The organism is Nonomuraea sp. NPDC049309, assembly GCF_043196965.1.
GTDB lineage: Bacteria > Actinomycetota > Actinomycetes > Streptosporangiales > Streptosporangiaceae > Nonomuraea > Nonomuraea fastidiosa.
Genome location: NZ_JBICSH010000001.1, coordinates 1,757,378 through 1,782,874, shown reverse-complemented (window position 1 = coordinate 1,782,874; position 25,497 = coordinate 1,757,378). Strand labels below are relative to the sequence as shown.

Genomic DNA, 25,497 nt, shown 5'->3' with positions numbered 1-25,497 from the left:
CCACGATGGCGCGCAACCGACGTGGGGGAGGGGCGCACATGGGTGCGGATTCGATGCTGCCCGGAAGGGTGACCGACGAGCTCGAGGAGTACGGCCGCCTCCTCGGCCGCCACGGCATCACCTGGGGAGAACCGGAGATCCATTACGTGAAGTTCTTCGCCCGGCGGAAGGTTCTGCCGCCTGCGCTTTTCGACCGCTTCTGGACCCTGGTGCACCAGGCCGTGGCGGACGAGCATCCGGACGAGCCGGGTGACCGGCTCGCCGCCCGGCTCGCCGAGCCCGACTACGACCGCGTCCTGCGCGACACCCTCGACGGGGAGCTGCCGGGACACCTCGTCGCCGTCCGCATCGGGCCCGGCGCGGTCTCGCTGGAGGGCGCGCCGCGCACGGTGCTGGTCACCGCGGAGGACACGGCGGGCAGGCGTGCGGAGGCGGTCGGGCGGCGTGCGGAGGCGGTCGGGCAGTGCGCGGAGGCGGTCGGGCGGCGTGCGGAGGCGGTCGGGCAGTGCGCGGAGGCGGTCGGGCGGCGTGCGGAGGCAGGGGGGGAACCCGCCGAGGCGGCCGGGCGGAAAGGCTCCGCCGCACCCTGGCCGGGGGCGCGGGCGCCGCTGCCGGGACGCGGCGTGGAGCGGATCTCGCTGCTGTTCGACTCACGGCGCGACGAGCCCTGCACGGTCAGCGTGGACGGCGCCCAGCGGGTGCTCGCGCCGCGCGGCGCCTGGCTGGCGGAGGCGGACCGGGACAGCGTGATCACAGTGGACGGCGAGCGCGTACGCCTGGACAGCCTGCTGCGCCCCGTGCTCGCGGCCAGGCTGCGCCTGTCGGCGGGGATGCCGTGCCGGTGGAGCGTGGTGGCCGAGGACGGCAGCGGCTGGTTCCCCGACGGCGTGCCGCACCGCTACGACTACCACGGCCGCCCGTACTTCCACGGCGACGACCTGGTGGTGGAGGTCCCCTGCCTGCCGCTGACCGTGCGGGTGGCGCGGGGCATGGAGTACGGCGAGCGGGAACTGGCGCTCACCCCGGCCCCCGGCACCGAGCGGCTGGTCGAGCTGGCCCCGGAGCGCCTGTACGACGCCGCCGCCCGCGGCTGGTACGGCGGCGACCTGCACGTCCACCTCAACGGGACGGGCGACCTGGTGGCCGTGCCGGCCGACGCGGCCGCCGCGCAGCTCGGCGAGGACCTGCACGTGCTCAACCTGCTGGCGGGCAACGTGTCGGGCCGCCGCGTCTACGACAGGGAGGCGCTCGAACACTGGACCGGGCGCGACCTGCCGTGGTCGGACGCCACGCACGTGGCGAGGATGGGCGTCGAGTACCGCAACGACCTGCTCGGCCACGTCTACGCGTTCGCGCCGCGCGCCGCCCCCGGCCGCTACCACACCGGGTTCGAGGACGACGCCGACTGGCCGCCGAACGCCGACGGGCTGCGCGAGCTGCGCGGTCTCGGGGCGCTCGTCGGCTACAGCCATCCCTTTCAAGGCGCGATCGCCGACGGGGACCCGCCGTCCGGCGTGGTCTCGCCGGTGCCGCGCGACTGCACCGCCCGCGAGCTGGTCGCCGACGCCGCGCTCGGGCTCGTGGACAGCCTCGACGTGCTCACCCACGCCTCCATCCCGGCCACGGCGGCCGTCTACCGGCGGCTGATCGGCGCGGGCAACCGGCTGGCGGTCACCGCGGGCACGGACGCGATGATCTCGTTCACGCGTTCCGACACCCACTCGAACCCGCCCGGCTGGGCCCGCGTCTATGCGCAGGTCGAGGGCGAGCTGACCGCGCGCTCGTTCGCCGCCGCCGTACGCGCGGGCCGCACGTTCGCCACCACCGGGCCGTGGCTCGAGCTGGACGTCAACGGCCACGGCCCCGGCCACGTCATCCACGCGACGGAGGGCGACCGGGTCACGGTCACGGCCGCCGCCGTCGGGCCCGAGGTGGTGGCGGTCCGCATCCGCACCGCCGAGGGGGTGCGGGCGGGGGCCGAGCGGCTGGCCCCCGCCGGCCGCGACGGCGGTGACGACGTGCTGACGGTCACGGCCGAGCTGACGCTGGACGCGCCCACGTACGTGGTGGCCGAGGCGCTCTGCGAGCCGCACCCGCGCACGCTCACCGCCACCGGGTACGCGCTGACCAGCCCCGTCTACGTGAACGTGGACGGCAGGCCGGTGGCCAGGCGCGAGGACGTGCTGTGGTGCCTGGAGTGGCTCGACCTGCTGGAGAAGCTGATCCGCCAGCACGGGCGGCTGGTGAGCCCGTACCAGTTCGGCGATCACATGTCCCTGCTCGAGCAGGCCAGGACGGTCTACCTCAACCGTCTGGAGCCCTGACCCGCGGCTCATCGAGGACACGGGCCCGCCGCCGGCGGGCCCGTTCGCATGGACGGGGCCTGCGGAGCGGGAAAGCCGGCCGGTTGTGTCAGCCAGGAGAGCGGCGAGTTCCGCGACTTCGACGTCCGCGTCATGGCCGTCACCCGGTCGGCCGCCGTCGCTGGGGCTCGCGGCGGTGACCACCGTGTGGCGGATCCGGGTGCCGATCGGTTCGTACGTGCCCGTGCTCGGCCTGCCGTCGCCCCACTTCCTGCCGCAGCACGCCGCCATGTTCGGGGCCGGATGCGTGGCCTGGCGGCGCGGCTGGTACACCTCCTTGCCCGCGCGCGCCGGCCGGATCGGGCTGATCGCGGCCGCCGTGTCGACCGCGACCGTGCTGCCCGCCTCCCTCATGACGGCCGGGGTGGTCTCGGCCGCGCTGACCGCGCTGTGGGAGACGGCCTTCGCGATCAGCATGATTCGACACGCAGGGGCCGCGCGGGCGCTTCCTCGCCCAGCACGCTTCACCGTCCACATCGTCCACCCGCTGGTGCCGGCCGGGCTCGGATATGCGCTCCGCCCGCTGGAGGCGATCGCGATCGTCAAGTTCGCGATCATGCTGGTGCTCGCGCCCCCGCCGTGCTGGGGCCGGCCTACCTGGTGCGCTCGCCGCCGGGCGCCAAGCGGGTGCTGAGAGCCGCGCCCGGCGGCCGTGAGCGGACCGTCGTGAGATCCTCAGGTTCTCAGGAGTCGTAGAAGCCGTCGAGGACGCTGCCGTAGCGCTCCTCGACGGCCTTCCGCTTGATCTTGAGGCTGGCGGTCAGCTCGCCCGTCTCCACCGTGAAGTCGCTGCCCAGGATGGCGAACTTCTTGACCGTGGCGAAGCTCGCCTCGCCCGCGTTCACCTGATCGATCGCCTTCTCGACCTCGGCCCGCATGCGCGGGTGCTCGCGCAGCTCGCCGGGGTCGAGGGGCAGCGAGTTGGCCTGCGCCCACGGCCGGACCACCTCCATGTCGAGGGTGACCAGGCAGGTGACGTAGTTGCGGCGGTCGCCGTGCACGAACACGTGTGATACGTACGGGCAGGCCGCCTTGATCTTGCCTTCCAGGTAGGCCGGGGCGACGTACTTGCCGCCCGAGGTCTTGATCAGCTCCTTCTTGCGGTCGGTGATGCGCAGCCGGCCCACGTCGTCCAGCTCGCCGATGTCGCCGGTGTGCAGCCAGCCGTCCTCCAGCGCTTCGGCGGTGTCCTCGGGAAGGTTGTGATAGCCGCGCATGACGCCGCGCCCCTTGATGAGGATCTCGCCGTCCTCGGCGATGCGCACCTCGGTGCCGGGCAGCGGCAGGCCGACCGTGCCGAACTTGACCGACTCCGGCCGGTTGAGGAACGTGCCCGCAGACGACTCCGTCAGGCCGTAGCCCTCGAGGATGGTCAGCCCCGCGGCGTCGAAGAACTCGGCGATGTCCTGCGACAGCGGGGCCGCGCCCGAGATGAAGTAGCGGATCCTGCCGCCGAACCGCTCCCGCAGCTTGGCGAAGACCAGCCGGTCGGCGAGCGCGTACTCGATGCGGGTGGTGAGCGGCACCGGCACGCCGCGCCGGCGGGCCCGTACGACCCTGATACCGGTCTTGCGCGCCCACTCGAAGATGCGCAGCTTGAGCCCGCCCTCGTTGCGCATGTTCGCCACGACGGTGTTGTGGATCTTCTCGAAGATGCGCGGCGCCGCCGCCATGAACGTGGGGCGCAGCACGCCGAGGTTCTCGGCGATCTTGTCGAGGCGGCCGTCGATGGCGGTCGGCACGCCCTCGCCGATCGTCACCACCTCCAGCAGCTTGCCGAACGAGTGCGACAGCGGCAGCCACAGGAAGTGCAGGTCGGACGCGGAGATCATGCGGATCTCGCGGATCGCCTCGGCGGTGTAGAGCCAGTTGTCGTGGGTCAGCTCCACACCCTTGGGGCGGCCGGTGGTGCCCGAGGTGTAGATGAGCGTGGCCAGGTCGCCCTGGGCGATGGCGTTCACCATGGCGTCATAGTCGCCCTCGTCCGAGTGGACCGAGCCGAGCGGGATCACCCAGCCGTCGTCGCTGGGCGTGCCGTCGATGACGATCACGTTCGTGACGCCGGGCAGCTCCTTCTGCACCGACCTGAGCTTGGCGACCTGGTCGTCGTTCTCGGCGATGACGAGCGTGCTGCCCGAGTCGCCGATGATGAACGCGGCCTCCGCCGCGGTGTTGGACGGGTAGATCGTGGTCGTCGCCGCGCCGGTGGCCAGCACGGCCAGGTCGCACAGGATCCACTCGAGACGGGTCGAGCAGAGTATCGACACGCGGGTTCCCGGGCCGGAGCCGAGCTTCGCCAGGCCCAGGGCCAGCCCGCGTACCCGGTCGCCCACCTCGCGCCATGTCAGCGAGACCCACCCGTCGTCCGAGGGCACGCGGTACGCCTCGGCGTCGGGGGTGGCCGCGATCCGGTCGCGCAGCAGGGAGGGAATGCTGGACATGCCTGACCTCCTGGGGGGTGGTTGGCCCCGACTGTAAGGTGATCGCGGCCTTTCCGTCGATGGTCGATGAGCCGCTGCGCTGCCCGCGCTCTCCGGCGGAGAAGCGTCTTGCCTGGCCAGAGCTTTTCGCGTAAGCTCCCCCCGTCCTGTCGCCGATCCGTGAGGGCAGCAGATTTGAGGATCTGAGGTCGCGGGCACCGCGCCGTCCCGCCCTGCCGTGAGCACCGTCCCGGGCACCCCGTCGTGGGCTCGCCCCGGCCGCGGGCCGCGTCTGGGCGTGCGCGCGTCACCTGGACCTCCGGCGGATCCTCGCCCTTCCCGGCCGCGGATTCTTCTTTCGAGCCTCCACGCTGGCGCGTGCGCATGCGGTGATTCCCGCAAAGTCGCGAAATTTCCGACTTTTGTGATGGGAGCCGCTTTTTATGGCGTTTTCGATTGTCGTGGATCACGTGTCCTTCTCCTGGCCGGACGGCACGTCCGTGCTCGACGAACTCGACGCGGCGATCCCCGCCGGACGTACCGGGCTCATCGGGCTCAACGGGTCGGGCAAGTCCACGCTGCTGCGGATCATCGCCGGCGAGCTGGCCCCGCGCTCGGGGTCCGTCACCGTCTCCGGGGTACTGGGCTACCTGCCGCAGACCGTGCCGCTGCGCGCCGGCCGTACCGTCTCCGACCTGCTGGAGATCACCCGCAAGCGGGAGGCGCTGCACGCCATCGAGCGCGGCGACGTGGCCGAGGAGCACTTCGCCGTCATCGGCGACGACTGGGACGTCGAGGAACGCGCCCGCGCCGAGCTCGACCGCCTCGGGCTCGGCCACATCGGGCTCGACCGCACCGTGGGCACGCTCTCCGGCGGCGAGGCCGTCATGGTCGCGCTCGCCGCGCAGCTGCTCAAGCGCCCGGACGTGCTGCTGCTCGACGAGCCGACCAACAACCTCGACCTCGACGCCAGGCAGCGGCTCTACGCCGCCGTCACCGCCTGGCAGGGCGTGCTGCTCGTCGTCAGCCACGACAGGGCGCTGCTCGAACTCGTCGACCAGATCGCCGAGCTGCGCGACGGCGCCGTCCGCGTGTACGGGGGGAACCTCAGCGCGTACGAGGAGCAGGTCGCCGCCGAGCAGGAGGCCGCCGAGCGCGGCGTCCGCACGGCCGAAGGCGAGGTCCGCCGGCAGCAGCGCGAGCTGATCGAGTTGCGGACCAGGCTCGAGCGGAGCGCCAGAGCCGGGCGGAAGGCGTTCGAGAACAAGAAGGTGAGCAAGATGGCCGCCGGCGCGCTCAAGCGCAAAGCCCAGGTGACGGCGGGCAAGCAGCGCGCCCTGCACGAGGAGCGCCTGGCGGAGGCGCGCGAGCGGCTGCGCGAGGCCGAACAGGCGGTGCGCGACGACGCGGAGATCCGCATCGAGCTGCCCGGCACCGAAGTCCCCGCCGGCCGCATCATCCTGGACCTGCCCCTCGACCCGCCCGCCGCCCCGCTCGATCCGCCCGCCGGGCCCCACGCCGCGCCTCCCGCGGGCCCTCCCGCCTCACCTCCTGTGGGCCCCTTCGCCTCGCCCGATAGGTCCGTCATCCCCTCGGCCCCGCTCGATCCGCCCGCCGATCCGGTGGGTGCGCCGACCGCTCGGCCGGACGGGGCCGATGGTCCGGTGGACGCGATCGCCGGGCCGCCGGACGGCGCGGGCGGGTCGAAGAACGCGGTCGCGGGGCCGGTGGACGGAGGCGAGGGCGAACGGAGGATCGTGCTGGAGAGGCTGGTCGTGCGCGGGCCCGAGCGGATCGCGCTGCTCGGGCCCAACGGCTCGGGCAAGACCACGCTGCTGAAGCGCATCGTCGCGCACGGCGCGAACGTGCCGGTCCGCTACCTGCCGCAGCGGCTCGACCTGCTGGACGACCGGCTGAGCGTGGTGGACAACGTCCGCGCCGTGGCGCCGTCGGCCTCGATCAACGAGGTACGGGCCCGCCTGGCCCGCTTCCTGTTCCGCGGGGAGCGCGCCGAGCGGCGGGTGGGCACGCTGTCGGGCGGCGAGCGCTTCCGCGCGACGCTGGCCGCGCTGCTGTCGGCCGAGCCGCCGCCTCAGCTCCTGCTGCTCGACGAGCCGACCAACAACCTCGACCTGGCCAGCGTCAGGCAGCTCGCGGAGGCGCTGTCGGCGTACCGGGGCGCGCTGATCGTGGCCAGCCACGACATGCCGTTCCTGGAGACCCTCGGGATCACCCGCTGGCTGCGGCAGGACCGTGAGGAGGGACTGTCGGAATCGTGATTGACGGTTAGGGATCAATCCGGAGATAGTGTGGCAGGTGGCTACACCCCGGTTGATCTCCTGTCTTCTCGCCCTCGCGACCCTCACGACCCTCGCCGCGTGCTCCCCGGCCGGAGAGTCACCGACCGGGGGAGAGTCGAAGGTGTCGGGCGTCGCGGGCGGCGAGGGCACCGCTCCCGCGGAACGCGACGGGACGAAGGCGGCGCTGACCCCCGAGGCGTACAAGGAGGCGCTGCAGAGCCGGCGCAAGGCGATGACCGAGGCGATCAGCGGTCTGGCCAAGGCGCGCGGGCTCAAGGCGCTCGACCAGCGGGTGGGCAAGGCCGAGGAGACGCTGACCAGCGCCGCCGAGGCGCTGGCCGCCATCACGCCGCCCGAGGACGTGCGCGCCCAGCACGACGCGTACGTCGCCAGCCTGCGCGACGTCGCCACCGAACTCGGCTCCACGGCCGGCAAGGTCGGCGCCCGCGACCTGTGCACCTCCTCGGCCGTGCTCGCCGACCTCGGCGACAAGCTGGCCGCGCTCGACAAGGCGGGCCGCGCCCTGCAGGCCGCCGGCGACTACCCGGCCGACGTCGTCAACGTCAAGGCCGGGGAGCGCCGCACGCGGCGGCTGCGCAACGGCGCGTTCGTCCGCAAGGGCGGCACCCTCGACGGCCGCAGCTCGCTGGAGATCGACAACGGCGGAAACCTCGACGCCGTCGTGACCGCGCTGCGGGGCGGCAGCAAGGTGTTCAGCGTGTACGTGCGCAAGAAGGCGACGTTCAAGGTCAAGGGCGTGCGCGACGGCAAGTACAAGATCTACTTCACGCACGGCACCGACTGGGACGGCAAGACCGGCGCCTTCACCCGGAACTGCAGCTTCGAGCGGTTCGAGAAGACCGTGACGTTCAAGACGACGTACACGGCGACGCAGATCCTCTGGCACGACTGGCGGCTCACGCTGCACGCCATCAGCGGCGGCAACGCCCGCACCACGCAGGTGGACCCCGACGACTTCCCAGGCTGATCCGGACCCCGTGAGACGCGGAAGGCCGCGCCCCGGACGGGGGCGCGGCCCGTAAGACGCCCGGATCAGGTGGAGAACAGCATGCCCACCCAGCTGCGGTGGCGGTGGTGACCGTAGTGGCCGTGGTGGGGAGCACCCCAGGCCGGGCCGGGGGCGGGCGGAGGCGGGGGCGCCGCGTGGTACTGGGCCTCCAGGCGGGTCAGCGTCTCGAGCTCGCCGTAGTCGAGGAAGATACCGCGGCAGTTGTCACACTGCTCGATGTGGACGCCGTTGCGCTCGTAAGTCCGCATGTTTCCGCGGCACTTGGGGCACTGCATCTAAGTCGCTCTCCTCAGCTTCCGAGGTCTCAAGGTGAAAGCCATCGCGCGCAACCCCGTCACGCCCTGACGATTCTGTTGCACGCCTCGATCAACGAATGCTCGACCTCGTCCAGTTCCCGGCCCTCGCGGCCGGCGTTCACGACGGCGGTCGCGGCGAGCTGGATGGTGAGCGCCCTGGCCGGCACGTCCAGCCAGCGCCACGGGTCGTCGCCGGGGCCGAGCGCCGGCCCTCCCGAGGCGAGGTAGGCGCCCAGGAACCGCTCCCACACGGCGGGTTCGAGCAGGCCCGCGGCGTACCAGGCGGCGGGCCTGGCGAGGTCCCACGCCGGGTCGCCCACGCCGAGGTCGTCCACGTCGATGAGCAGCCAGCGCTCGCGGTGGACGAGCTGCCCGAGGTGCCAGTCGCCGTGCGTCAGCAGCCCCGGCGCGGGCGGCGGGTCGGGCAGCTCCTTGAACGCCCGCCGGATGAGCTGCTCCACCGGCCCGTCGCCCGGCATGCGACCGACCGCGCGCGCCGCCCTGGCCGGGCCGCCCGCCGGCGGCAACGCGGGAAGCAGCGTCAGCGGGACGGCGTGCAGCCTGGCCAGCAGCCGCGCGCCCTCCTCCCAGGGCGCGGTGCCCGGGTCGTCGTCCTGCGCGATGGGCCGCCCGGCCGGCCACACCGTCACCGCGCGGCCCGCCGCCGACAGCACCTCGGGCTCCAGCGGGGCGAGCATCACGCCGCTCAGCGCGGCGCTCGCCGCCGCGCGCAGCCTCGGCCGCAGCGCCTCCGGGTCGTCGCGCGCCGAGTGGGCCTTCACCACGACCTCGCCCAGCCGTAAGACCCGCACGTCGGTGCGCGTCGGATGCCATACGGGCGTGCCCGTCCCGCCGTACGCGGCGGCGATGCCCGCCAGCTCCTCCTCCAAGCCCACGCCTCCAGCCTATTGCCGCCACTTGCCGCCACCGCGACGATCATCGCGCCCGGCCGCGGCGCACGTGTTCGGCAAGGCCCGGCCGCGCTCGCGGCGGGCGGCGCCGGACTCAGGACGGGCGGCTGTCCAGGGGAGATCTTGTCGGTCAGACTAGGCGTATGAGAGTTGGTTTCGCCGTACCCGTGTCAGGGCCGTGGGCCACGCCGGAGCATGTGCGCCGGGTCGCCGTCAGGGCCGAGGAGCTCGGCTACGCGGAGCTGTGGACGTTCCAGCGGCTGCTCTATCCGGTGGGCAGCAGCATGGGGCCCACCTACCGCGCCGTCCACGATCCGCTGATCACGCTGGCCCACGTGTCCGGGATGACGAGCCGCATCGGGCTCGGCGTCGCCGTGATCAACGCGTACGTGCCGCCGGTCCTGCTGGCCAAGCAGCTCGCCACCCTGCAGACGCTGTCCGGCGGGCGGGTCACGGCGGGCATCGGCCTGGGCTGGCTGCCGGAGGAGTTCGAGGCGAGCGGCGTGGACATGGCGCGGCGGGGGCGCAGGGGCGAGGAGTTCGTCGAGCTGCTGCGCCGGGCGTGGACCGACGAGGTGGTGGAGCACAGCGGCGAGTTCTACCGGGTGCCGCCCGCCCACATCGACCCCAAGCCGGAGCCGGGGCCGCCGCGCGTCCTGCTCGGCGGTACGGCCGACGTCGCGCTGCGCAGGGCCGCCCGGCTGGCCGACGGCTGGGTCAGCTCCAGCAGGGAGGACCTGACGGCCATCGGCGGCAGGATCCGGATGATCAAGGAGGAGCTGGCGGCGGCGGGCCGCGACCCGGAGTCGTTCAGGTTCGTGGTGCGCGGCGTGACGCGGGTGCGGGAGACCGACGAGGAGCGGCCGCTCTCGGGTACGTATGGCAAGATCCGCCGCGACGTGGCCGCGCTGGCCGAGGCCGGCGTCACCGACGTCTTCCACGACCTCAACTTCGACCAGGACATCGCGTCCGCGGACGCCAAGGAGGCGATGCGCAGAGCCGAGGAGGCGCTGGAGGCGCTCGCGCCCTAGCCGCCGTACGCCTCCTCGCTCACCGGGAACGCGTCGTGCGGCGCCGGCACCTCGTCGGCCTGCGCGACGCCGAGCGAGACCCCGTTGCCCAGCGTCACGACGCGGAAGGGACCGAAGGGCCGGCGCCGGCTCCAGGCCGAGCACGTCCACGAGGAAGCCCGCCGCGGCCTCCCGGTCCCTGGCCGGCACGATCGTGTGGTCCAGCTGGACGCTCATGGCCGGCTATGCCAAGGCGACCGGGAGGGATGCGACGCCGCGGATGAAGTTCGACGGCAGCCACGTCACCGGGCCCGTCACCTCGATCGACGACACGGTGGCGCGCAGCTCCGCCAGCAGCGCCCGCAGCTCGGCGCGGGCGAGCTGGGCGCCCAGGCAGAAGTGCGGCCCGTGGCCGAAGGTGAGGTGCCGGTTCGGCCTCCTGCCGATGTCGAAGGTGTCGGGGTCGTCGAAGACGGCCTCGTCGCGGTTGGCCGAGACCGTCCACAGCGCGACCACGTCGCCCGCCGCGATCGCCCGGCCGCCCAGCTCCGTGTCCCGCACGGCCGTCCTGCCGACGTGCGCGGCCGGCGTGGTCCAGCGCAGGATCTCCTCGGCGGCCGGCTCGACCAGGCCGGGGTCGGCGCGCAGGCGGGTCCACTCCTTGTCGTGCTCGGCCAGCGCCAGCACGCCGCCCGCCATCGCCAGGCGGGCCGTCTCGTCGCCGCCGATGATGAGGTTGTAGCAGTTGAGCAGCACCTCCTCCTCCGTCAGGTCGGCGGAGACGAGCAGGCTGATGACGTCGTCACCGGGCGCGTCCCTGCGCTCGGCGGCCAGGCGGGTGTAGTAGAGCAGGATCTCGCTCTGGGCGATCCGCGCCTCGGCGCCCGGCTTGTCGGTGCCGCTCTCGCCCAGCATGGCGCGGCCGGTCAGTTCCAGCACCCGCTGCCGGTCGCGTTCCGGCACGCCGAGCAGCTCGCAGATCGCGCGCAGCGGCACCTGTGCGGCGACCTCTTCGACGAAGTCGCCGCCGCCCCGCCGCACCAGCCCGCCCAGCAGGTCGCGGGTGGCCGCCTCGATCGAACGGGTGATCGGGCCGAGCGTGCGCGGGCCGAAGCCGGGGGTCAGCAGGCGGCGCAGGACCGCGTGCCGGGGACCGTCGGTGACCACGATCATCCGGCCCGCGCCGGGGTCGTGGCCGCGCAGCAGCGTGCGCAGCATGTTGCCCTTGAGCGAGGTGAACGTCTCGGTGTCCCGGACCGCGGCCAGCACGTCGGCGTGCCTGGTGACGCTCCAGAACCCGGCGTGCCTGCGCACCGGGTCGTGGGCGCGCAGGTGCCGCCAGTAGGCGGTCAGGTCGTAGTCGGCGTGCAGGCGCGGATCGAGCAGGTCCAGGTCGTCGTACGTGCCCGGGTCCGGCTGCGGGCGGCCCCCGCTCATCGCTCCAACTCGTCGAGGAGGTCGCCGAGCAGGTCGTCCTCCTCGCCGTTGACGGCCCGGTCGATGATCTCGCTGAGCGGCAGCTCGGTCAGGAACAGCTCGATCGGGACCTCGAGCCCGAACCTGTCGCGCAGCTCGCTCGCCAGGAAGACGGCGGTCAGCGAGTCGCCGCCGGCGGCGAAGTACGTGCGGGCCAGGTCGCCGGGGCCCGACAGGGCGAGCGTGGTCATGAACAGCTCGGTCACCGCCGCCGTCACGTCCCCCTCAGGCGGCGGCGCGTCCTGCTCCTGCTGCGGCCGGGGGCGCAGGGTGAGCGCGCCGTGCCGGTCCCCGGCGAACGGGTACGTGGGCAGGTGCACCCGCCGGCCCGCGGGCCAGGCGACCTCCTCGCCCGCCAGCCACGCGTCGCCGAGGGGATCGCCCCGGCCCCACCGCTGCGCCTCCAGCGCGGCGGCGGCCTGCTCGTGGCCGGTCGCGACCACGTACGCCCGCACGTCCAGGGCGGCGCGGCCGTGCGCCAGCGTGTACGCGACGTCGGCGAGCGCGGGCGCATCCGGCTCGCGCAGCGCCGCCGCCAGCCGCCGCGCGGCCGTGGCCAGCTGCTCCTCGGTCCGCGCCGACAGCGGAAGCACGGCACGGGCCTCGGCGTCCCGCCGACTGGCGGCCCCTGCGGCGGTCACTCCGGTTCCGGTGTCCGCGCCGCCCCGGGCGCGGGCGCCGTCCGCCCGGTCCCGCCAGGCCGTCGCCGTACGTGCGCCGGCAGGGGCCTCCGCCAGGACCACGTGGACGTTGGTGCCGCCGATGCCCAGCGACGACACCCCGGCCAGCCGGGGCCCGAAGGCGGGGGCCGGCCACTCCTCGGTGGCGGTGAGCAGCCGGAACGGGGTGGCGTCCAGGGAGAGGTCGGGGTGGGCGCGGGTGACGTTCACGGTGGGCACCATCGTGCGGTGCTTCAGCATCAGCGCCACCTTGATGAGCCCGGCGACGCCGGCGGCGGCGTTCAGGTGGCCGACGTTCGACTTGACCGAGCCGATCGCGCAGCGGCCCGGCCTGCCCGACCCGTTCTCGAAGGCGGCGGTGGCGGCGGCGATCTCGATGCGGTCGCCGAGGTCGGTGCCGGTCCCGTGCGCTTCGAGGAACTGGGCGTCCGACGGGTCCAGCCCGGCCGTCGACCACGCCTCCACGATGGCCGCGACCTGCCCGTCCACGCCCGGCGCGGTGAAGCCGACCCGGCCCGGGCCGTCGTTGGTCGCCGCCGTGCCCCGGATGACCGCGTAAATCGGGTCGCCGTCGGCCAGCGCGTCCTCCAGCCGGCGCAGCACCACCAGGCCGACGCCGTCGCCGCCGACCGTGCCGGCCGCCTTCTCGTCGAACGGCCGGCAGCGGCCGTCGGGCGAGGAGATGCCGCCCGGCTCGTAGACGTAGCCGCGCGGGTACGGCGACTCGATGGACACGCCGCCCGCGAGCGCCAGGTCGCACTCGCCGCCGAGCAGCGCCTGCACGGCGACGTGCACGGTCGCGAGCGAGGTCGAGCAGCCCGTCTGCACGGTCAGGCTCGGCCCGGTCAGCCCCAGCCGGTACGACAGCCACCCCGCCAGGAACTCCCTGTCGGTGAACACCCGCACGTGCATCGGCCCCAGCCGGGACCGCAGCGTCCCGTCCACCTGGGCCGCGACGGAGTGCTCCGACGGCCCGCCGCCCACATAGACGCCGGTCCTGGCGGGCGGGCGGCGCGGGTCGTACCCGGCGTCCTCCAGCGCCGACCAGGCGGTCTCCAGGAGCTGGCGGTGCTGCGGGTCGAGCGCCGCCGCCTCCGTGGCGTTGAACCCGAACAGCGGATGCTCGAACCTGTCGGCGTCGGCCAGGAACCCCTTGGCCGCCACGTAGCCGGGGCCGCGCAGCTCGGCCGGGTCCACCCCGGCGGCGAGCAGCTCGTCCTCGCTGAAGTCGGTGATCGAGCAGACGCCCTCGCGCAGGTTGCGCCAGAACTCGGCCACGTCCCCCGCACCGGGGAAGCGCCCGCTCATGCCCACGATGGCCACCGCCGGTACGTCGCTCAATGCCTCTCACCTCTCTGTGCGTTCCTGCGGGCGGCGAGCAGCTCGCGCCGCCGCTGCCCGCGCCGCCTGGCCTCGCCGTTTCCTGCGGTTCGCCGATCAGGGGCGCCGCCGTCGAGCCGGGCGGCCAGCGCGGCGACCGTGGGGTGGCGGAACAGGTCGACCAGCGTGAGCCCGCCGTCCCTGCCGCGCTCGCGCAGCGCGGCCAGCACGGCGAGCAGCCTGATCGAGTTGCCGCCCAGGTCGAAGAAGTTGTCGTGCAGGCCGACCTGGGTCAGGCCGAGCGCCTGCGCCCACACCTCGGCCAGCATCCGCTGCGTGCCCGTCTCCGGCGACACGTACGGCCGGTCCAGGTCGGGCCGGCCGAGCGGCGGGTCGGGCAGCCGCGACCTGTCGATCTTGCCGGACGTTCCCAGGGGCAGCTCGTCCAGGAAGACGACCGTGTCGGGCACCATGTAGCCGGGCAGCCGCCCGGCCAGCCACTCGCGTACCTCCGCCACGGTGGGCGGGTCCTGCCCGCCGGCGGGGATCGCGTAGACGGCCAGGCGGTCGCCGCGCACCGTCGCCGCCGCGACCGACACGCGCGGGTGCGCGGCCAGCACGGTCTCGATCTCGCCCAGCTCCACCCGGAAGCCGCGCAGCTTCACCTGCGTGTCCACCCGGCCCAGGTAGGACAGCACGCCGTCCGCGTCGTAGCGGCCGAGGTCGCCGGTGCGGTACATGCGCGCGCCCGGCGGCCCGAACGGGTCGGCGACGAACCGCTCCGCCGTCAGCCCCGGCCGGTTGGCGTAGCCGCGCGCCACGCCGTCGCCCGCGACGTAGATCTCGCCGGTCACGCCGACGGGCACCGGGCGCAGCCGCTCGTCCAGCACGTACGCCCGCGCGTTCGCGACCGGCCGGCCGATCACCACGGGCCGTCCCGGTGCGAGGTCGGCGGTGGTCGCGTACACGGTGGTCTCGCTCGGCCCGTACGCGTCCACCACCCGCCGCCGCGGCGTGGCCCAGCGCTCCACCAGCTCGGGCGGCACCGCCTCGCCGCCGATGGCGAGCGTGCGCAGGTCGGGCAGCGCGTCCGGCGGGCACGGCAGCGACATGGCGGCCGACGGCGGCAGGAAGGCGTAGGTGATGCGGGAGTCGCGCAGCCGCGCGTACAGCTCGTCGCCGAGCCGCTCGTCCTCGCCCGCCACGTGCAGCTCCGCGCCCGCGACGAAGGTGAAGAACAGGTCGGAGACGGCCACGTCGAAGCCGAACGACACGTACTGCAGCACCCGGTCGGCGGCGGTCACGGGGAACTGGGGGCGGACGGCGGTGGCCAGGTTCAGCAGCGCCCGGTGCTCGACGGCGACGCCCTTCGGCCTGCCGGTGGAGCCGGAGGTGTAGAGGATGTACGCGAGGTCGTCCAGCGTGGGACGCGTGTCGCGGACCGGGCCGACGGGCGGGATCGGGCCGTCGTCGCCGTAGATCGTCACCGGCGCGCCCAGGTCGGCGGGGGCCGCCGTGATGAGCAGCCGGACCCCGGCGTCGGCGATCATGAACCGCAGCCGGGCCGGCGGATGCGCCGGGTCGAGCGGCACGTACGCGCCGCCGGCCCGCAGCACGGCGAGCGCCGCCACGGCCATCTCCGCGCCCCTGGGCAGGCAGAGTCCCACCGGCACGTCCGGGCCGACGCCGGCCGCGCGCAGCCGGGCCGCCAGCCGGTCGGCGGTCGCGAGCAGCTCACGATAGGTCAGCCGGGTCGCGCCGTGCACCAGCGCCGTCGCGCCGGGCCGGGCCGCCGCCTGCTCGGCCACCAGGTCGGGCACCAGGCGCCGGGGGACGGGCACGGCGGTGCGGTTCCAGTCGCGCAGCACGCGGCGGCGCTCGCCGTCGGCGAGCAGCTCGTGCGCGGTGACCGGCAGCTCGGGGCGGCTCAGCAGGCCGCCGAGCAGCGTCTCGAACGCCCGCGCCCAGGCCCGGATCGTCGCCGCGTCGAACAGGTCCGCACGGTAGACGAGGTGGGCGGCCAGCCCTTCGCCGTCGCGCTGGACGTTCAGCAGCAGGTCGAACTTGGCGTCGTCGAGCAGCAGCTCAAGCCGCTCCACCCGGGCGCCCGGCAGGTCGAGCGCCATGTCGGGGTCGTCGTCGTAGGCGAGCATGACCTGGACGAGGGGGTCGTGGCTGAGCTCGCGGCCCGGCGACACCGCCTCCACCACCGCCTCGAACGGCGCCTCCTGGTGGGGCCGCGACTCGCGCAGGCGGTCGCGCACCCGCCCGATCAGGTCCAGGTACGACGGCTCGCCCGTCACGTCGGCCCGCATCGCGAGCGTGTTGGCCAGCAGCCCCACGACGTCCTGCACGTCGGGGTGGTCGCGGCCGGAGACGGGCACGCCGACGACGAAGTCGCGCTGGCCGCTGACGCGGGTGAGGAACGCGGCGAAGGCGGCGAAGACCGCCGCGAACGGCGTCGCGTTCCGCCCCGCCGCCACCTCCGCCAGCCGGTCGCGTGCGCCCTTGGGCAGGTCGAGGCGTACGACGCCGCCCGCCGCCGACTGCACCGCCGGCCGGGGGCGGTCGGTGGGCAGCGCCAGTGTCCGCGGGACGTCCTTGAGCGCCTCGGCCCAGTACGCGACCGCCTCGTCCAGGGCGTGCGCGGCCAGCCGGTCGCGCTGCCAGGCGGCGTAGTCGGGGTACTGCAGCGGCTGCTCGCCGAGGGAGACCGCCTCGCCCTTCAGCCGGGCGGAGTAGGCGGCGGCCAGGTCGCGCAGCAGCAGGCGCAGCGACCAGCCGTCGCAGACCACGTGATGCGCCACGAGCAGCACGAGGTGGGTGCCGTCGTCGAGCGCGTAGACGGTGCAGCGCAGCAGCGGGCCCCGCGTCACGTCGAACGGCACGGCCGCGTCCGCCGCCATCCGCGCCCGCGCCTGGCCCGCCGGCACGTCACGCTCGACCCGCAGGGCGGCCCGCGCCCGCTCCGCCACGACCTGCACGTACTCGCCGCCGTGCGGGCGGAACACCGTGCGCAGCGCCTCATGCCTGTCCACCACCGCGTCCAGGGCCGCACCGAAGGCCGCCACGTCGAACCGCCCCCGCACCGCGAACGCGACCGGCACGTTGTACTGGGCGGTGCCCGGGTTGAGCTGGTCGAGCACCAGCATCCTGGCCTGCGCGGGTGACACGGGGAACTCGTACTCGACCGGCGTCATCAGAACTCCCTCACGATCGGTTCGAGGACTTCGGCGATCTCGGCCGCCGGGCCGGGCCTGAGCAGGTCGCTGTGCCCGCAGTCCAGGTCGTGCACCCGCACCGTCGCCGGCGCCCAGCGGGCGGCCTTGACCGGTGAGGGCAGGCCGCCGGGCTGGGCGGTGGCCGAGAACAGCAGCACCGTCCCGTCATACGGCGCAGGCCGGTACGTCACCGCCAGCCGCAGATGCCCCGCCACCGTGTCCGCCACGGCCGACAGGCGCTCGTCGTCCAGCCCGGACAGCGGCCCCTCGCTCTCCCTGACCGCCGCGAACACGCGGGCCCGCTCCAGGCGGCCGGGCTCGGCGTAGGGGTGCAGGGTGCGGGTGCGCAGCAGGATCGTCAGCGCCTCCTGCTCGGCGTCGTCGGGGTCGGCCTGCGTGCCCGGCGGCCAGGGGACCGCGTCCAGCGAGGCCACCAGCCCGGCCTCCTGCCCGTCCGCGCGCAGCCGGGCGGCCATCTCGTACGCGAGCAGCCCGCCGAACGAGTGCCCGAGCAGCAGGTACGGGCCTTCGGGCCGGACCCGCCTGAGCCGCGCCAGGTAGTCGTCGGCCAGGTCGCGCATCGTGGCGGGCGGCCGGTACGAGGGGTCCTGGAGCACCGGGGACTGCAGCGCGTACACCGGGCGTCCCGGGTCGAGGTGGGGCAGCAGCGCCGTGTACGACCAGCCGATGCCCCGCCCGGGATGCACGCAGAACAGCGGCGTCAGCTCGCCCTCCGCCCTGAGCGTCAGCAGCGGCGACAGGTCCAGCTCCGGTGCCGCCCTGTCGAGCCGGGCCGCCAGCGCGGCCGGGGTCGGCGACTCGAACAGCGCGGCGATCGAGGTGCGCAGGCCCAGCGCGTGCTCGATCGCGGCCATCAGGCGCATGGCGAGCAGCGAGTCGCCGCCCGCCGCGAAGAAGTCCGTGCCGGCGTGCGCCTCGGGGATGTTCAGCACCTCGGCGAACAGGCCGCACAGCTCCTTCTCGCGCGGCGTGGCGGGCGGGGTTCCCGGGGGCCGCGTCGCGGGGCCGGTGGGAAGCGCGGCGGCCCGGCCATCGTCCGGCAGGCCATCGTCCGGCAGGCCGGAGCCCGGGAGGACGGCGGAGGGGAGGGCGGCGCGGTCGATCTTGCCGTGCGGGGTGAGCGGCAGGTGCCCGAGCACCTCGTACCGGGAGGGCAGGAGGTGGCGGGGCAGGTGGGCGGCGGCGTGCCCGCGCACCCGGTCGAGCCGCCCGCCCTCGGCGAGCAGCACGTACGCCAGCAGCCGCCGCCCGGACGGCGACGCGGGGGCGGTGACGACGGCGCGCTCCACGCCGGGGCAGCCCTCCAGCACCGCCTCCACCTCGCCGGGCTCGACCCGGTGCCCGCGGATCTTGACCTGACCGTCCGCCCGCCCCGCGAACTCCAGCTCGCCGGCCGGCGTCCACCGCGCCAGGTCGCCGGTCCGGTACATGCGCCCGCCCGGCGGGCCGAACGGGTCGGCGACGAACCGCTCCGCCGTCATCCCAGGGCGGCCGAGGTAGCCGCGGGCCAGGCCGCTGCCCGCGATGTACAGCTCGCCGACCGTGCCCGTGGGGACGGGCCGCAGGCGGGTGTCGAGGACGTACACGCGGGTGTTGTCCAGCGGCCGCCCGATGGGGACGGGCCCGATCGCCGGCTCCTGGGGGAGGCGGTGGCTGGTGGCGAACGTCGTGGTCTCGGTGGGCCCGTAGCCGTTGACGACCTGAACGCCGCGCCGCGCCAGCCGCCGTGCCGCGTCGGCGGGCAGCACGTCGCCACCGGCCCACACCTCACCCGCCCTGGCCAGCGCGCCGGGCGCGAGGTCGGCGAGCGTGCGGAACAGCTCGGCGGTCAGCCACACCGCGTCCAGGCGGCCGCGCTCGATCGTGCTCGCGTGCAGCGGGCCAGGCGGGGCGATGACGACGGTGCCGCCGTTGAGCAGCGGGATCCACAGCTCGTACGTGGCCGCGTCGAACGTGTGCGGGCTGTGCAGCAGCACCCGCCGGTGCCCGGCGAAACGGCGGTCGGCGGCCAGCTCGAGGATGTTCTCGTGGGTGACGACCACGCCCTTGGGCTCGCCGGTCGAGCCCGAGGTGTACATGACGTACGCGGCGGCCTGGGGACGCACCGGCACGGGCGTGAATCCCCTGCCGGAGGCGTCGCAGTCCGCGGACGTCAGCACGATCTCCGCGCCGCTGTCCGCGAGCAGCCGCTCCAGCCGGGCGGCCGGCTGCGAAGGGTCCAGCGGCACGTAGCAGCCGCCCGCCTTCAGCACCGCGAGCTGGGCGATCACCAGGTCGGGCGAGCGCTCCATGAGCAGCGCGACCGGCGTCTCCGGCGCCCCGCCTGGACGGGCCTTCATGCGGGCGGCGAGCCGGGCGGCCAGGCGGGAGGAGCGCTCGTCCAGTTCGGCGTACGTCAGCGTGCGCTCGCCGCACTCGACCGCGACCGCGTCAGGGGCGCGCCCGGCCCACGCCGCGAACCGCTCGGGCACCGACCCGCCCGCGGGCTCGCGTGCGGTGTCGTTCCAGGCGGTCAGCAGCCGGTGCCGCTCGGCCTCCGGCAGCACGTCGGCCCCGTCCACGTGCGCGCGTCCGAGCGCGGTGACCAGCCGGGCGGCCACCGCCTCCGCCTCCGCGCGGGACACCACGCCCGCCCGGTAGCCGAGCCGCAGCCACAGCCGCTCGCCCGCCACCACCGTCACCGTCAGCGGGTAGTGGGTGGCGTCGTGGACGCCCGTCAGCCGCAGGCCGGGCGTGTCGAGGCCGGAACGCGGATAGTTCTCGAAGGCGAGCAGGGTGTCGAACAGCTCGCCGGTGCCGCGCTGCACGTCCGCCAGCCGTACGTGGTGGAACGGGGTGAGCGCGGCCTGCTCGTCCTGAAGGCGGCGCAGCAGGCCGGGCGCGGCGGTCCTGACGCGTACCGGGACGGTGTTGACGAACAGCCCCACCATGGACTCCACGCCCGGCACCTCGGGCGGGCGGCCCGACACCACCGCGCCGAACACCACGTCGTCACGCCCGGTCATCCGCGCGAGCACCAGCGCCCACGCGGCCTGCACCAGCGTGTTCACCGTCACGCCCGACTCGCGGGCGCGCCGCCGCACGTCCGCGCTCAGCTCGTCCGGCAGCTCCAGCGTCAGGACCTCCTGCCGGACGGAGTCCGCGCCCGCGCCGGGCCTGAGCAGCGTCGGCCCCGGCAGCCCGGCCAGCGCCTCGCGCCAGGCCCGCAGCGCCCGCTCGCCGTCCTGCTCGCGCAGCCAGGCCAGATAGTCCCGGTAGGCGGGGGCGGGCTCCGGCAGGACACCGCCCGCGTACAGGGTGGCCAGCTCGCGGGCCAGGATCGGCATCGACCAGCCGTCCACCAGGATGTGATGCAGGGTCAGCACCAGCTCGCGCCGGCCCACCAGCGTGGCGCGCACCAGCGGCGGCCTCGTCACGTCGAACGGGCGCAGCCGGTCCGCCTCCAGCAGGCGGTCCAGCTCGGCCTCCGACGGCGGGTCCACCTCCGTCCACGGCAGGCGGACCCGGTGCGGGATGAGCTGGACCGGGCGGTCCAGGCCCTTGTGGCGGAAGCAGGCCCGCAGGTTGGGATGGCGGGCGAGCAGCGACTCCAGCGCCGCGCGCAGGCGGGCCGGGTCGGCCGGCTCGTCCAGCGCGAACCTGGCCTGCACCACGTACGGGTCGTGGCCGCCGTACAGGGCGTGGAAGAGCAGGCCCTCCTGGGCGGGGGAGAGCGGCAGCACGTCCGCCAGGCGGGCGCTCACCACTCGCTGTCCAGGTCGGCCGCCAGCTCGTCGAGCTGGGTCTGGGTCAGCTCGACCAGCGGGAAGTCACCGGCCGCGGGGCCCGCCGCCTCCGCCCGTCCCGCCAGCTCGGCGAGCGCCGCCTCGAAGCGGCCCGCGAGGTCCGCGACCTGCTCCTCGGTGAGGATCTCCGCCGCGTACGACCAGCTCGCCACCAGCTCGCCCGCGCGGGTCAGGGCGTCCAGCTCCACCGCGTACGCCATGGGCGCGTCCTGCATGCCGAGCAGCTCGCCGTCGAACCTGCCCAGGTAGTTGAAGCGCAGATCGGGGGTGGGAAGCGTGGCCAGCTCCGCCGCGGTGGCGGGGTTGAGGTGGCGGAGCAGGCCGTACCCGAGCCCGTTGCCGGGGATGGCGCGCAGCCGCTCCTTGGTCCGCTGGAGGGCGTCCGCCGGGGTGCCGGAGACGTCCAGCGCGATCGGGTACTGGGCGGTGAACCAGCCGACGGTGTTCGAGATGTCCACGTCGTCGGTGAACGGCTCCCGGCCGTGGCCCTCCACCTCCACCAGCACGTCCGTGCCGCCGCGCCACCCGGTCACCGCCATGGCCAGCGCCGTGAGCAGCACCTCGTTCGGGCCGCAGCGGAACGCGGCGGGCAGGTGGGTGACGGCCTGCTCGGTGAGCCCGGCCGGGAGGACGGCGGTGAACGTCGCCCGCTTCCCCCGGCCCCGCCCGGCCGTCGCGGCGCCGCCGGCTGCCGCCCCCGCCGCCCGGCCCTGCCCGGCCGCGGCTTCGCCGGTCCTGCCGGGGTGATCGGGCGGCAGCAGGGGAGCGGCGCTCGCGGCGATGTCCTTCCACAGCGGCAGCTCGGCCGCCACCCGCTCGGGGTCGCGTGCCTCCTCGGCGAGCAGGCGCGCCCAGCGGGCGAACGACGTGCCCGGGGCGGCGAGCCGCGCGTCCGGGTCGCGGAGCAGCGTGTCCAGCTCGGAGCCGATGACCCGCCAGGACACCGCGTCCACGGCCAGGTGATGCGCGGTGAGCAGCAGCCGGTCAGGTGATGTCCACGCGGCCGTCAGCATCACCCCGCGCTCAGGATCCGGCCGCGTCCGCGGGTCCTGCCCGCCGGCGGCCGGATGGACGAACGGGATGTCCTGGGGCTCGTCCGGGATCTCCAGCTCCCAGGCGGAGTCCGGGTGGCGGAGGAGGCGCATGCGCAGCGCCGCGTGCCGGGCGGCCAGCGCGCGCAGCGCCGCCCTGATGCGGCCCGCGTCGCAGCCCTCCGGCACGGGGACGGCCAGCGACTGCGTGAACGACTCCAGCGGGCCGCCGTGCTCGCGCCACCAGTGCATGATCGGTGTGATCGGGAACCTGCCGGCCGGGGAGTCCGCGACCGGCCCGCCCACCGTCCGCGCCAGGGCCGCCAGCGCCGCCGGGGTCCGCGCCGCGAACACCTCGCGCGGCGTCAGCGCGAGCCCTTGGGCGCGGGCCCGGCTCACGAGCTGGATCGCGGTCACGCTGTCGCCGCCCAGCCGGAAGAAGTCGTCGTCCGCGCCCGCCTCGGGCACGCCGAGCAGCTCGGCGAACAGGCCGCACAGGGCCGACTCCCGCCCGGTGGCCGGCGCGCGCGACGCCTCCGCGGCCGGGCCCGGCGCTGGCAGCGCGGCCCGGTCCAGCTTGCCCTGCGGCGTCACGGGCAGCGCGTCCAGCACGACGAACTCGCTCGGCACCATGTGCGCGGGCAGCGCCGCCATCGCATGCTCCAGCACCTCCCGGGTGTCGAGGGCCGGCTCGGTCCCGGCGCCCTGTGCCGGCTCGCTCGGCGCCGCGCCGGTCGCTTCCGGCCGTTGCGTCGCGTGCGCGCCGGCCGTGCTCGCGTCCGTGGGGGCGGGGACGAGGTAGGCGACGAGGCGCGAGTCGTGGAGGGTGACCGCCGCTCGGGCGACGGCGGGGTGGCGGCAGAGCGCGGCCTCGATCTCGCCGGGTTCGATGCGCAGCCCGCGCACCTTGAGCTGGTCGTCGCTGCGGCCGAGGAAGTGGAGCAGACCGTCGGGGCGGCGCAGCACGAGGTCGCCGGTGCGGTACATGCGCGTGCCGGGCGCGCCGTACGGGTCGGCGACGAAGCGCTCGGCGGTGAGCCCGGGGCGTCCGAGGTAGCCGCGCGCGACCCCGGCACCGGCGACGTACAGCTCGCCGGGCACCCCGGCGGGCACCGGCCGCAGGCGGGCGTCCAGCACGTACGTGCGGGTCCCGGCGAGCGGCCGCCCGATGGGGGGCAGCGTGCCGTCAGAGGAGAGCGGGTCGCTGACGGTGGCGGCGACGGTGGTCTCGGTCGGCCCGTAGGCGTTCCAGAAGCGCACCCCGGCCGCCGTCCACGCCGCCACCAGCTCGGGCGGGCACACGTCCGCCCCCGAGGCCACCCCGCGCAGATCGGGGCAGTCTCCGGGCGGCATGGTGGCGAGCACGGAGGGCGGGAGCAGCGCGAACGTCGCTCGCCCGTCCCGCAGCGCCCGCGCCAGGTCGCCGCCCACGAGGGCACCGTCCGGGGGGACGACGAGCGTGCCGCCGGAGCCGAACGCCATGCACAGCTCGGCCACCGAGATGTCGAACGTGGCCGCGCCGAGCTGCGGGATCCGGTCTCCGGGGCCCAGCTCGAAGCGGGTGACCAGGGAGTGGGCGAGCGCGGCCAGGCCGGCGTGGGTGACGACGACCCCCTTGGGCCGCCCGGTGGAGCCGGAGGTGTAAATGACGTACGCCGCACTATCCAGCGAAATAACCGGAAATCTCGCGACCTGAGCGCTGTCGCGCGGCGAGACCCGCTCCACGTCCAGCTCGGGCAGCATCCCGGGCTCCGCGATCAGCAGCGAGGCCCCCGCGTCCGCCATCATGTACGCCAGCCGCTCCGCCGGATGCTCGGGATCGAGCGGCAGGTACGCGCCGCCCGCCCGCTGCACCGCCAGCATCGCCACCACGCGGTCCACCGAGCGTTCCAGCGCCAGCGCCACCACCCGCTCGGGCCCCACGCCGCGCGCGATCAGCGCCCCGGCCAGCCCGTCGACCCGCGACACCAGCTCCCGGTACGTCAGCCGCTCCCCGCCGGACTCGACCGCCACCGCCTCGGGCGCCTGGAGCGCCCGCCGGGCCACCAGCTCCGGCAGGCTCGCGCCCGGCGGCGGCGCCTCGCCCGCGCACGCGGGCGGCTCGCGCAGCAGCGCGGCCCGCGACACCGGCTCGTCCGGCGCGGACACCAGCGACTCCAGCAGCACCGTGAACGACTCCGCCCAGGCCCGCACCACCTCGGGGTCGTAGACGTCGGTCCGGACCTCCAGGCTCGCCTCGAACCCGTCGTCGCCGTCGCGCACGATCCCGACCAGGTCGTGCTCGCCGCCGGTGTGCACCCGCTCGGGGTCGGTGATCTCGCGCAGCCTGGCCACGCTCTCCTGCTTCGTCAGGTGCATGAACACCCACGAGTACAGCGGCGAGCGTCCCGCCACCCGCTCCGGCCGCACGGCCTGCACGATGCGGCCCACGGGCACGTCGCCGTGCGCCATGATCTGCGGGAACTCGGCGGTGAAGCGGGCCAGCAGCTCCGCGAACGTCGTGTCGTGCCCGATCCGCCAGCGGACGGGCAGCGAGTTCATGACGTACCCGATGACCCGCTCCAGGCCCCTGGCCGACCTGTTGGCGACGGGCGTGCCGGTGATCAGGTCGGGCTCGCCGGTCAGCCGGTGCGCGAACACCGCGAAGGCCGTCATCAGCACCCCGTACACGGTGGCGCCGCGCTCCCTGGCCAGGCGGCGCACGGCGGCCTCGATCCGCGCGTCGATGCCGAATGCGACCTGCTCGACCCCGAAGGGGCGGCCCGGCGCGGCGGAGCCGACCGCGAGGGGTTTCGGCGGGTCCGCCAGGTAGTCGCGCCACCAGGCGAGCTGGGCGTCGAACACCCCGGCCGCCTCCAGCTCCCGCTGCCAGCCCGCGAAGTCGGCGTACTGGACGGACGGGCGGCCCAGCCGGGGCGCGCCGCCCTCGCGTACGGCGCGGTAGGCGTCGCACAGCTCGTTGTGCAGCACGTCGAACGACCACCAGTCGGTCGCGATGTGGTGCAGCGCGAGCACCAGCGTCGCCCGCTCGTCGTCCACGGTGATGAAGCCGCCCCTGATCAGCGGGCCGCCGTTGAGGTCGAACGTGCGGCGGCTGAAGGCGTGCAGCGCCTCGCGCAGCGTGACGCCCGTGCCGCGCAGGTCGATGCGTTCGAGACGGAACGGCTCCGGCGGCGCGAACGTCACCCGCAGGTCGTCCACGTCCCCGGTGATCCGCATGCGCAGCGTGTCGTGGTGGCGCAGCAGGATCGTCAGCGCCGCCTCCAGCGCGGCCGGGTCCACGGGGCCGTCGAAGTGGTACGAGCAGCACAGGTTGAGCGCCGCCGTGTCCGGATACAGCGACTCGAACACCCACAGGTCCTCCTGCGCCGGGCTGAGCCGCACCGGCCGCGCGGGGTCGCGCGGAGGCACCACGTCGGGGATCGCCTCCAGCCTGCCCGCCTCCACCAGCTGGCGCAGCAGCTCGACACGGCGCTCCCCGCTGAGCGCGGCGAACCGCTCGCTCGCGCTCCTACCCGCCGCCCGCCTCACCGGCCCGGGTCCGGCCCCTGTGCCGGTCCCTGGTCCGGCCCCTGTCCCGGCCCCTGTCCCGGCTCCTGCCCCGGCCGAGGTCCCAGCCGCAGGCCCGTTCAC

General features: G+C 74.9%; 13 protein-coding genes. 5 read left to right on the top strand and 8 right to left on the bottom strand.

The features are described 5' to 3' along the window. Positions 1-38 precede the first annotated feature (38 nt). The gene (locus ACGFIM_RS08050) at positions 39-2,324 is read left to right on the top strand and encodes a CehA/McbA family metallohydrolase (protein WP_393196486.1); all 2,286 of its coding nucleotides are present in this window, start codon (positions 39-41) and stop codon (positions 2,322-2,324) included. 175 nt (positions 2,325-2,499) lie between these two features. Continuing rightward, a complete protein-coding gene (locus tag ACGFIM_RS08045; RefSeq protein ID WP_393196483.1) occupies positions 2,500-2,997 on the top strand; it encodes a hypothetical protein in 498 nt (165 codons plus the stop codon). A gap of 49 nt (positions 2,998-3,046) precedes the next feature. Here ACGFIM_RS08045 and ACGFIM_RS08040 read toward each other — a convergent pair whose 3' ends face one another. Beyond that, complete coding sequence (locus ACGFIM_RS08040; protein ID WP_393196480.1) at positions 3,047-4,804, bottom strand: AMP-dependent synthetase/ligase; 1,758 nt, start codon at positions 4,802-4,804, stop codon at positions 3,047-3,049. Between the two features lie 422 nt (positions 4,805-5,226). On the opposite strand from ACGFIM_RS08040, the gene ACGFIM_RS08035 reads away from it, so the two are divergent. Both ACGFIM_RS08035 and ACGFIM_RS08030 read left to right on the top strand, forming a co-directional pair. Continuing rightward, positions 5,227-7,062, top strand: coding sequence for an ABC-F family ATP-binding cassette domain-containing protein (locus ACGFIM_RS08035; RefSeq protein ID WP_393196477.1), 1,836 nt, complete (start codon positions 5,227-5,229; stop codon positions 7,060-7,062). A 142-nt stretch (positions 7,063-7,204) separates the two neighbouring features. Continuing rightward, positions 7,205-8,071 carry a hypothetical protein gene (locus ACGFIM_RS08030; protein WP_393196475.1) on the top strand — a complete coding sequence of 289 codons (867 nt, stop codon included), beginning with the start codon at positions 7,205-7,207 and terminating at the stop codon, positions 8,069-8,071. 65 nt (positions 8,072-8,136) lie between these two features. Here ACGFIM_RS08030 and ACGFIM_RS08025 read toward each other — a convergent pair whose 3' ends face one another. Together ACGFIM_RS08025 and ACGFIM_RS08020 are read right to left on the bottom strand one after the other, a co-directional pair. After that, positions 8,137-8,388, bottom strand: coding sequence for a zf-TFIIB domain-containing protein (locus ACGFIM_RS08025; RefSeq protein ID WP_393196472.1), 252 nt, complete (start codon positions 8,386-8,388; stop codon positions 8,137-8,139). 59 nt (positions 8,389-8,447) lie between these two features. Beyond that, complete coding sequence (locus ACGFIM_RS08020) at positions 8,448-9,305, bottom strand: phosphotransferase family protein (protein ID WP_393196469.1); 858 nt, start codon at positions 9,303-9,305, stop codon at positions 8,448-8,450. Positions 9,306-9,463: 158 nt separating this feature from the next. Here ACGFIM_RS08020 and ACGFIM_RS08015 point away from each other — a divergent pair, with 158 nt between their 5' ends. Beyond that, positions 9,464-10,351 (top strand): TIGR03619 family F420-dependent LLM class oxidoreductase, encoded by an 888-nt coding sequence (locus ACGFIM_RS08015; RefSeq protein ID WP_393196466.1) that lies wholly within the window; start codon positions 9,464-9,466, stop codon positions 10,349-10,351. A 222-nt stretch (positions 10,352-10,573) separates the two neighbouring features. Here ACGFIM_RS08015 and ACGFIM_RS08010 read toward each other — a convergent pair whose 3' ends face one another. From ACGFIM_RS08010 to ACGFIM_RS07990, 5 genes are read right to left on the bottom strand one after another with little or no spacing between them, the layout of a single operon-like run. Continuing rightward, positions 10,574-11,767 carry a cytochrome P450 gene (locus tag ACGFIM_RS08010; protein ID WP_393196463.1) on the bottom strand — a complete coding sequence of 398 codons (1,194 nt, stop codon included), beginning with the start codon at positions 11,765-11,767 and terminating at the stop codon, positions 10,574-10,576. After that, entirely contained in the window at positions 11,764-13,827 is a 2,064-nt protein-coding gene (locus ACGFIM_RS08005) for a beta-ketoacyl synthase N-terminal-like domain-containing protein (protein WP_393196460.1), read from the bottom strand. The genes ACGFIM_RS08010 and ACGFIM_RS08005 overlap by 4 nt, the downstream gene beginning before the upstream one ends. Then, a complete protein-coding gene (locus ACGFIM_RS08000) occupies positions 13,824-17,006 on the bottom strand; it encodes an amino acid adenylation domain-containing protein (protein WP_393196457.1) in 3,183 nt (1,060 codons plus the stop codon). The genes ACGFIM_RS08005 and ACGFIM_RS08000 overlap by 4 nt, the downstream gene beginning before the upstream one ends. Beyond that, positions 17,006-20,791 carry an amino acid adenylation domain-containing protein gene (locus tag ACGFIM_RS07995; protein ID WP_393196454.1) on the bottom strand — a complete coding sequence of 1,262 codons (3,786 nt, stop codon included), beginning with the start codon at positions 20,789-20,791 and terminating at the stop codon, positions 17,006-17,008. The genes ACGFIM_RS08000 and ACGFIM_RS07995 overlap by 1 nt, the downstream gene beginning before the upstream one ends. Then, positions 20,788-25,395 carry an amino acid adenylation domain-containing protein gene (locus tag ACGFIM_RS07990; protein ID WP_393196451.1) on the bottom strand — a complete coding sequence of 1,536 codons (4,608 nt, stop codon included), beginning with the start codon at positions 25,393-25,395 and terminating at the stop codon, positions 20,788-20,790. Before ACGFIM_RS07990 ends, ACGFIM_RS07995 begins: the two co-directional genes overlap by 4 nt. Positions 25,396-25,497 lie beyond the last annotated feature (102 nt).

Bases quoted from the DNA above. Each gene is read 5' to 3' on its own strand.
- ACGFIM_RS08050 (WP_393196486.1), top strand. From the start codon at position 39: ATGGGTGCGGATTCGATGCTGCCCGGAAGGGTGACCGACGAGCTCGAG.
- ACGFIM_RS08040 (WP_393196480.1), bottom strand. From the start codon at position 4,804: ATGTCCAGCATTCCCTCCCTGCTGCGCGACCGGATCGCGGCCACCCCC.
- ACGFIM_RS08035 (WP_393196477.1), top strand. From the start codon at position 5,227: ATGGCGTTTTCGATTGTCGTGGATCACGTGTCCTTCTCCTGGCCGGAC.
- ACGFIM_RS08025 (WP_393196472.1), bottom strand. From the start codon at position 8,388: ATGCAGTGCCCCAAGTGCCGCGGAAACATGCGGACTTACGAGCGCAAC.
- ACGFIM_RS08015 (WP_393196466.1), top strand. From the start codon at position 9,464: ATGAGAGTTGGTTTCGCCGTACCCGTGTCAGGGCCGTGGGCCACGCCG.
- ACGFIM_RS08010 (WP_393196463.1), bottom strand. From the start codon at position 11,767: ATGAGCGGGGGCCGCCCGCAGCCGGACCCGGGCACGTACGACGACCTG.
- ACGFIM_RS08000 (WP_393196457.1), bottom strand. From the start codon at position 17,006: ATGACGCCGGTCGAGTACGAGTTCCCCGTGTCACCCGCGCAGGCCAGG.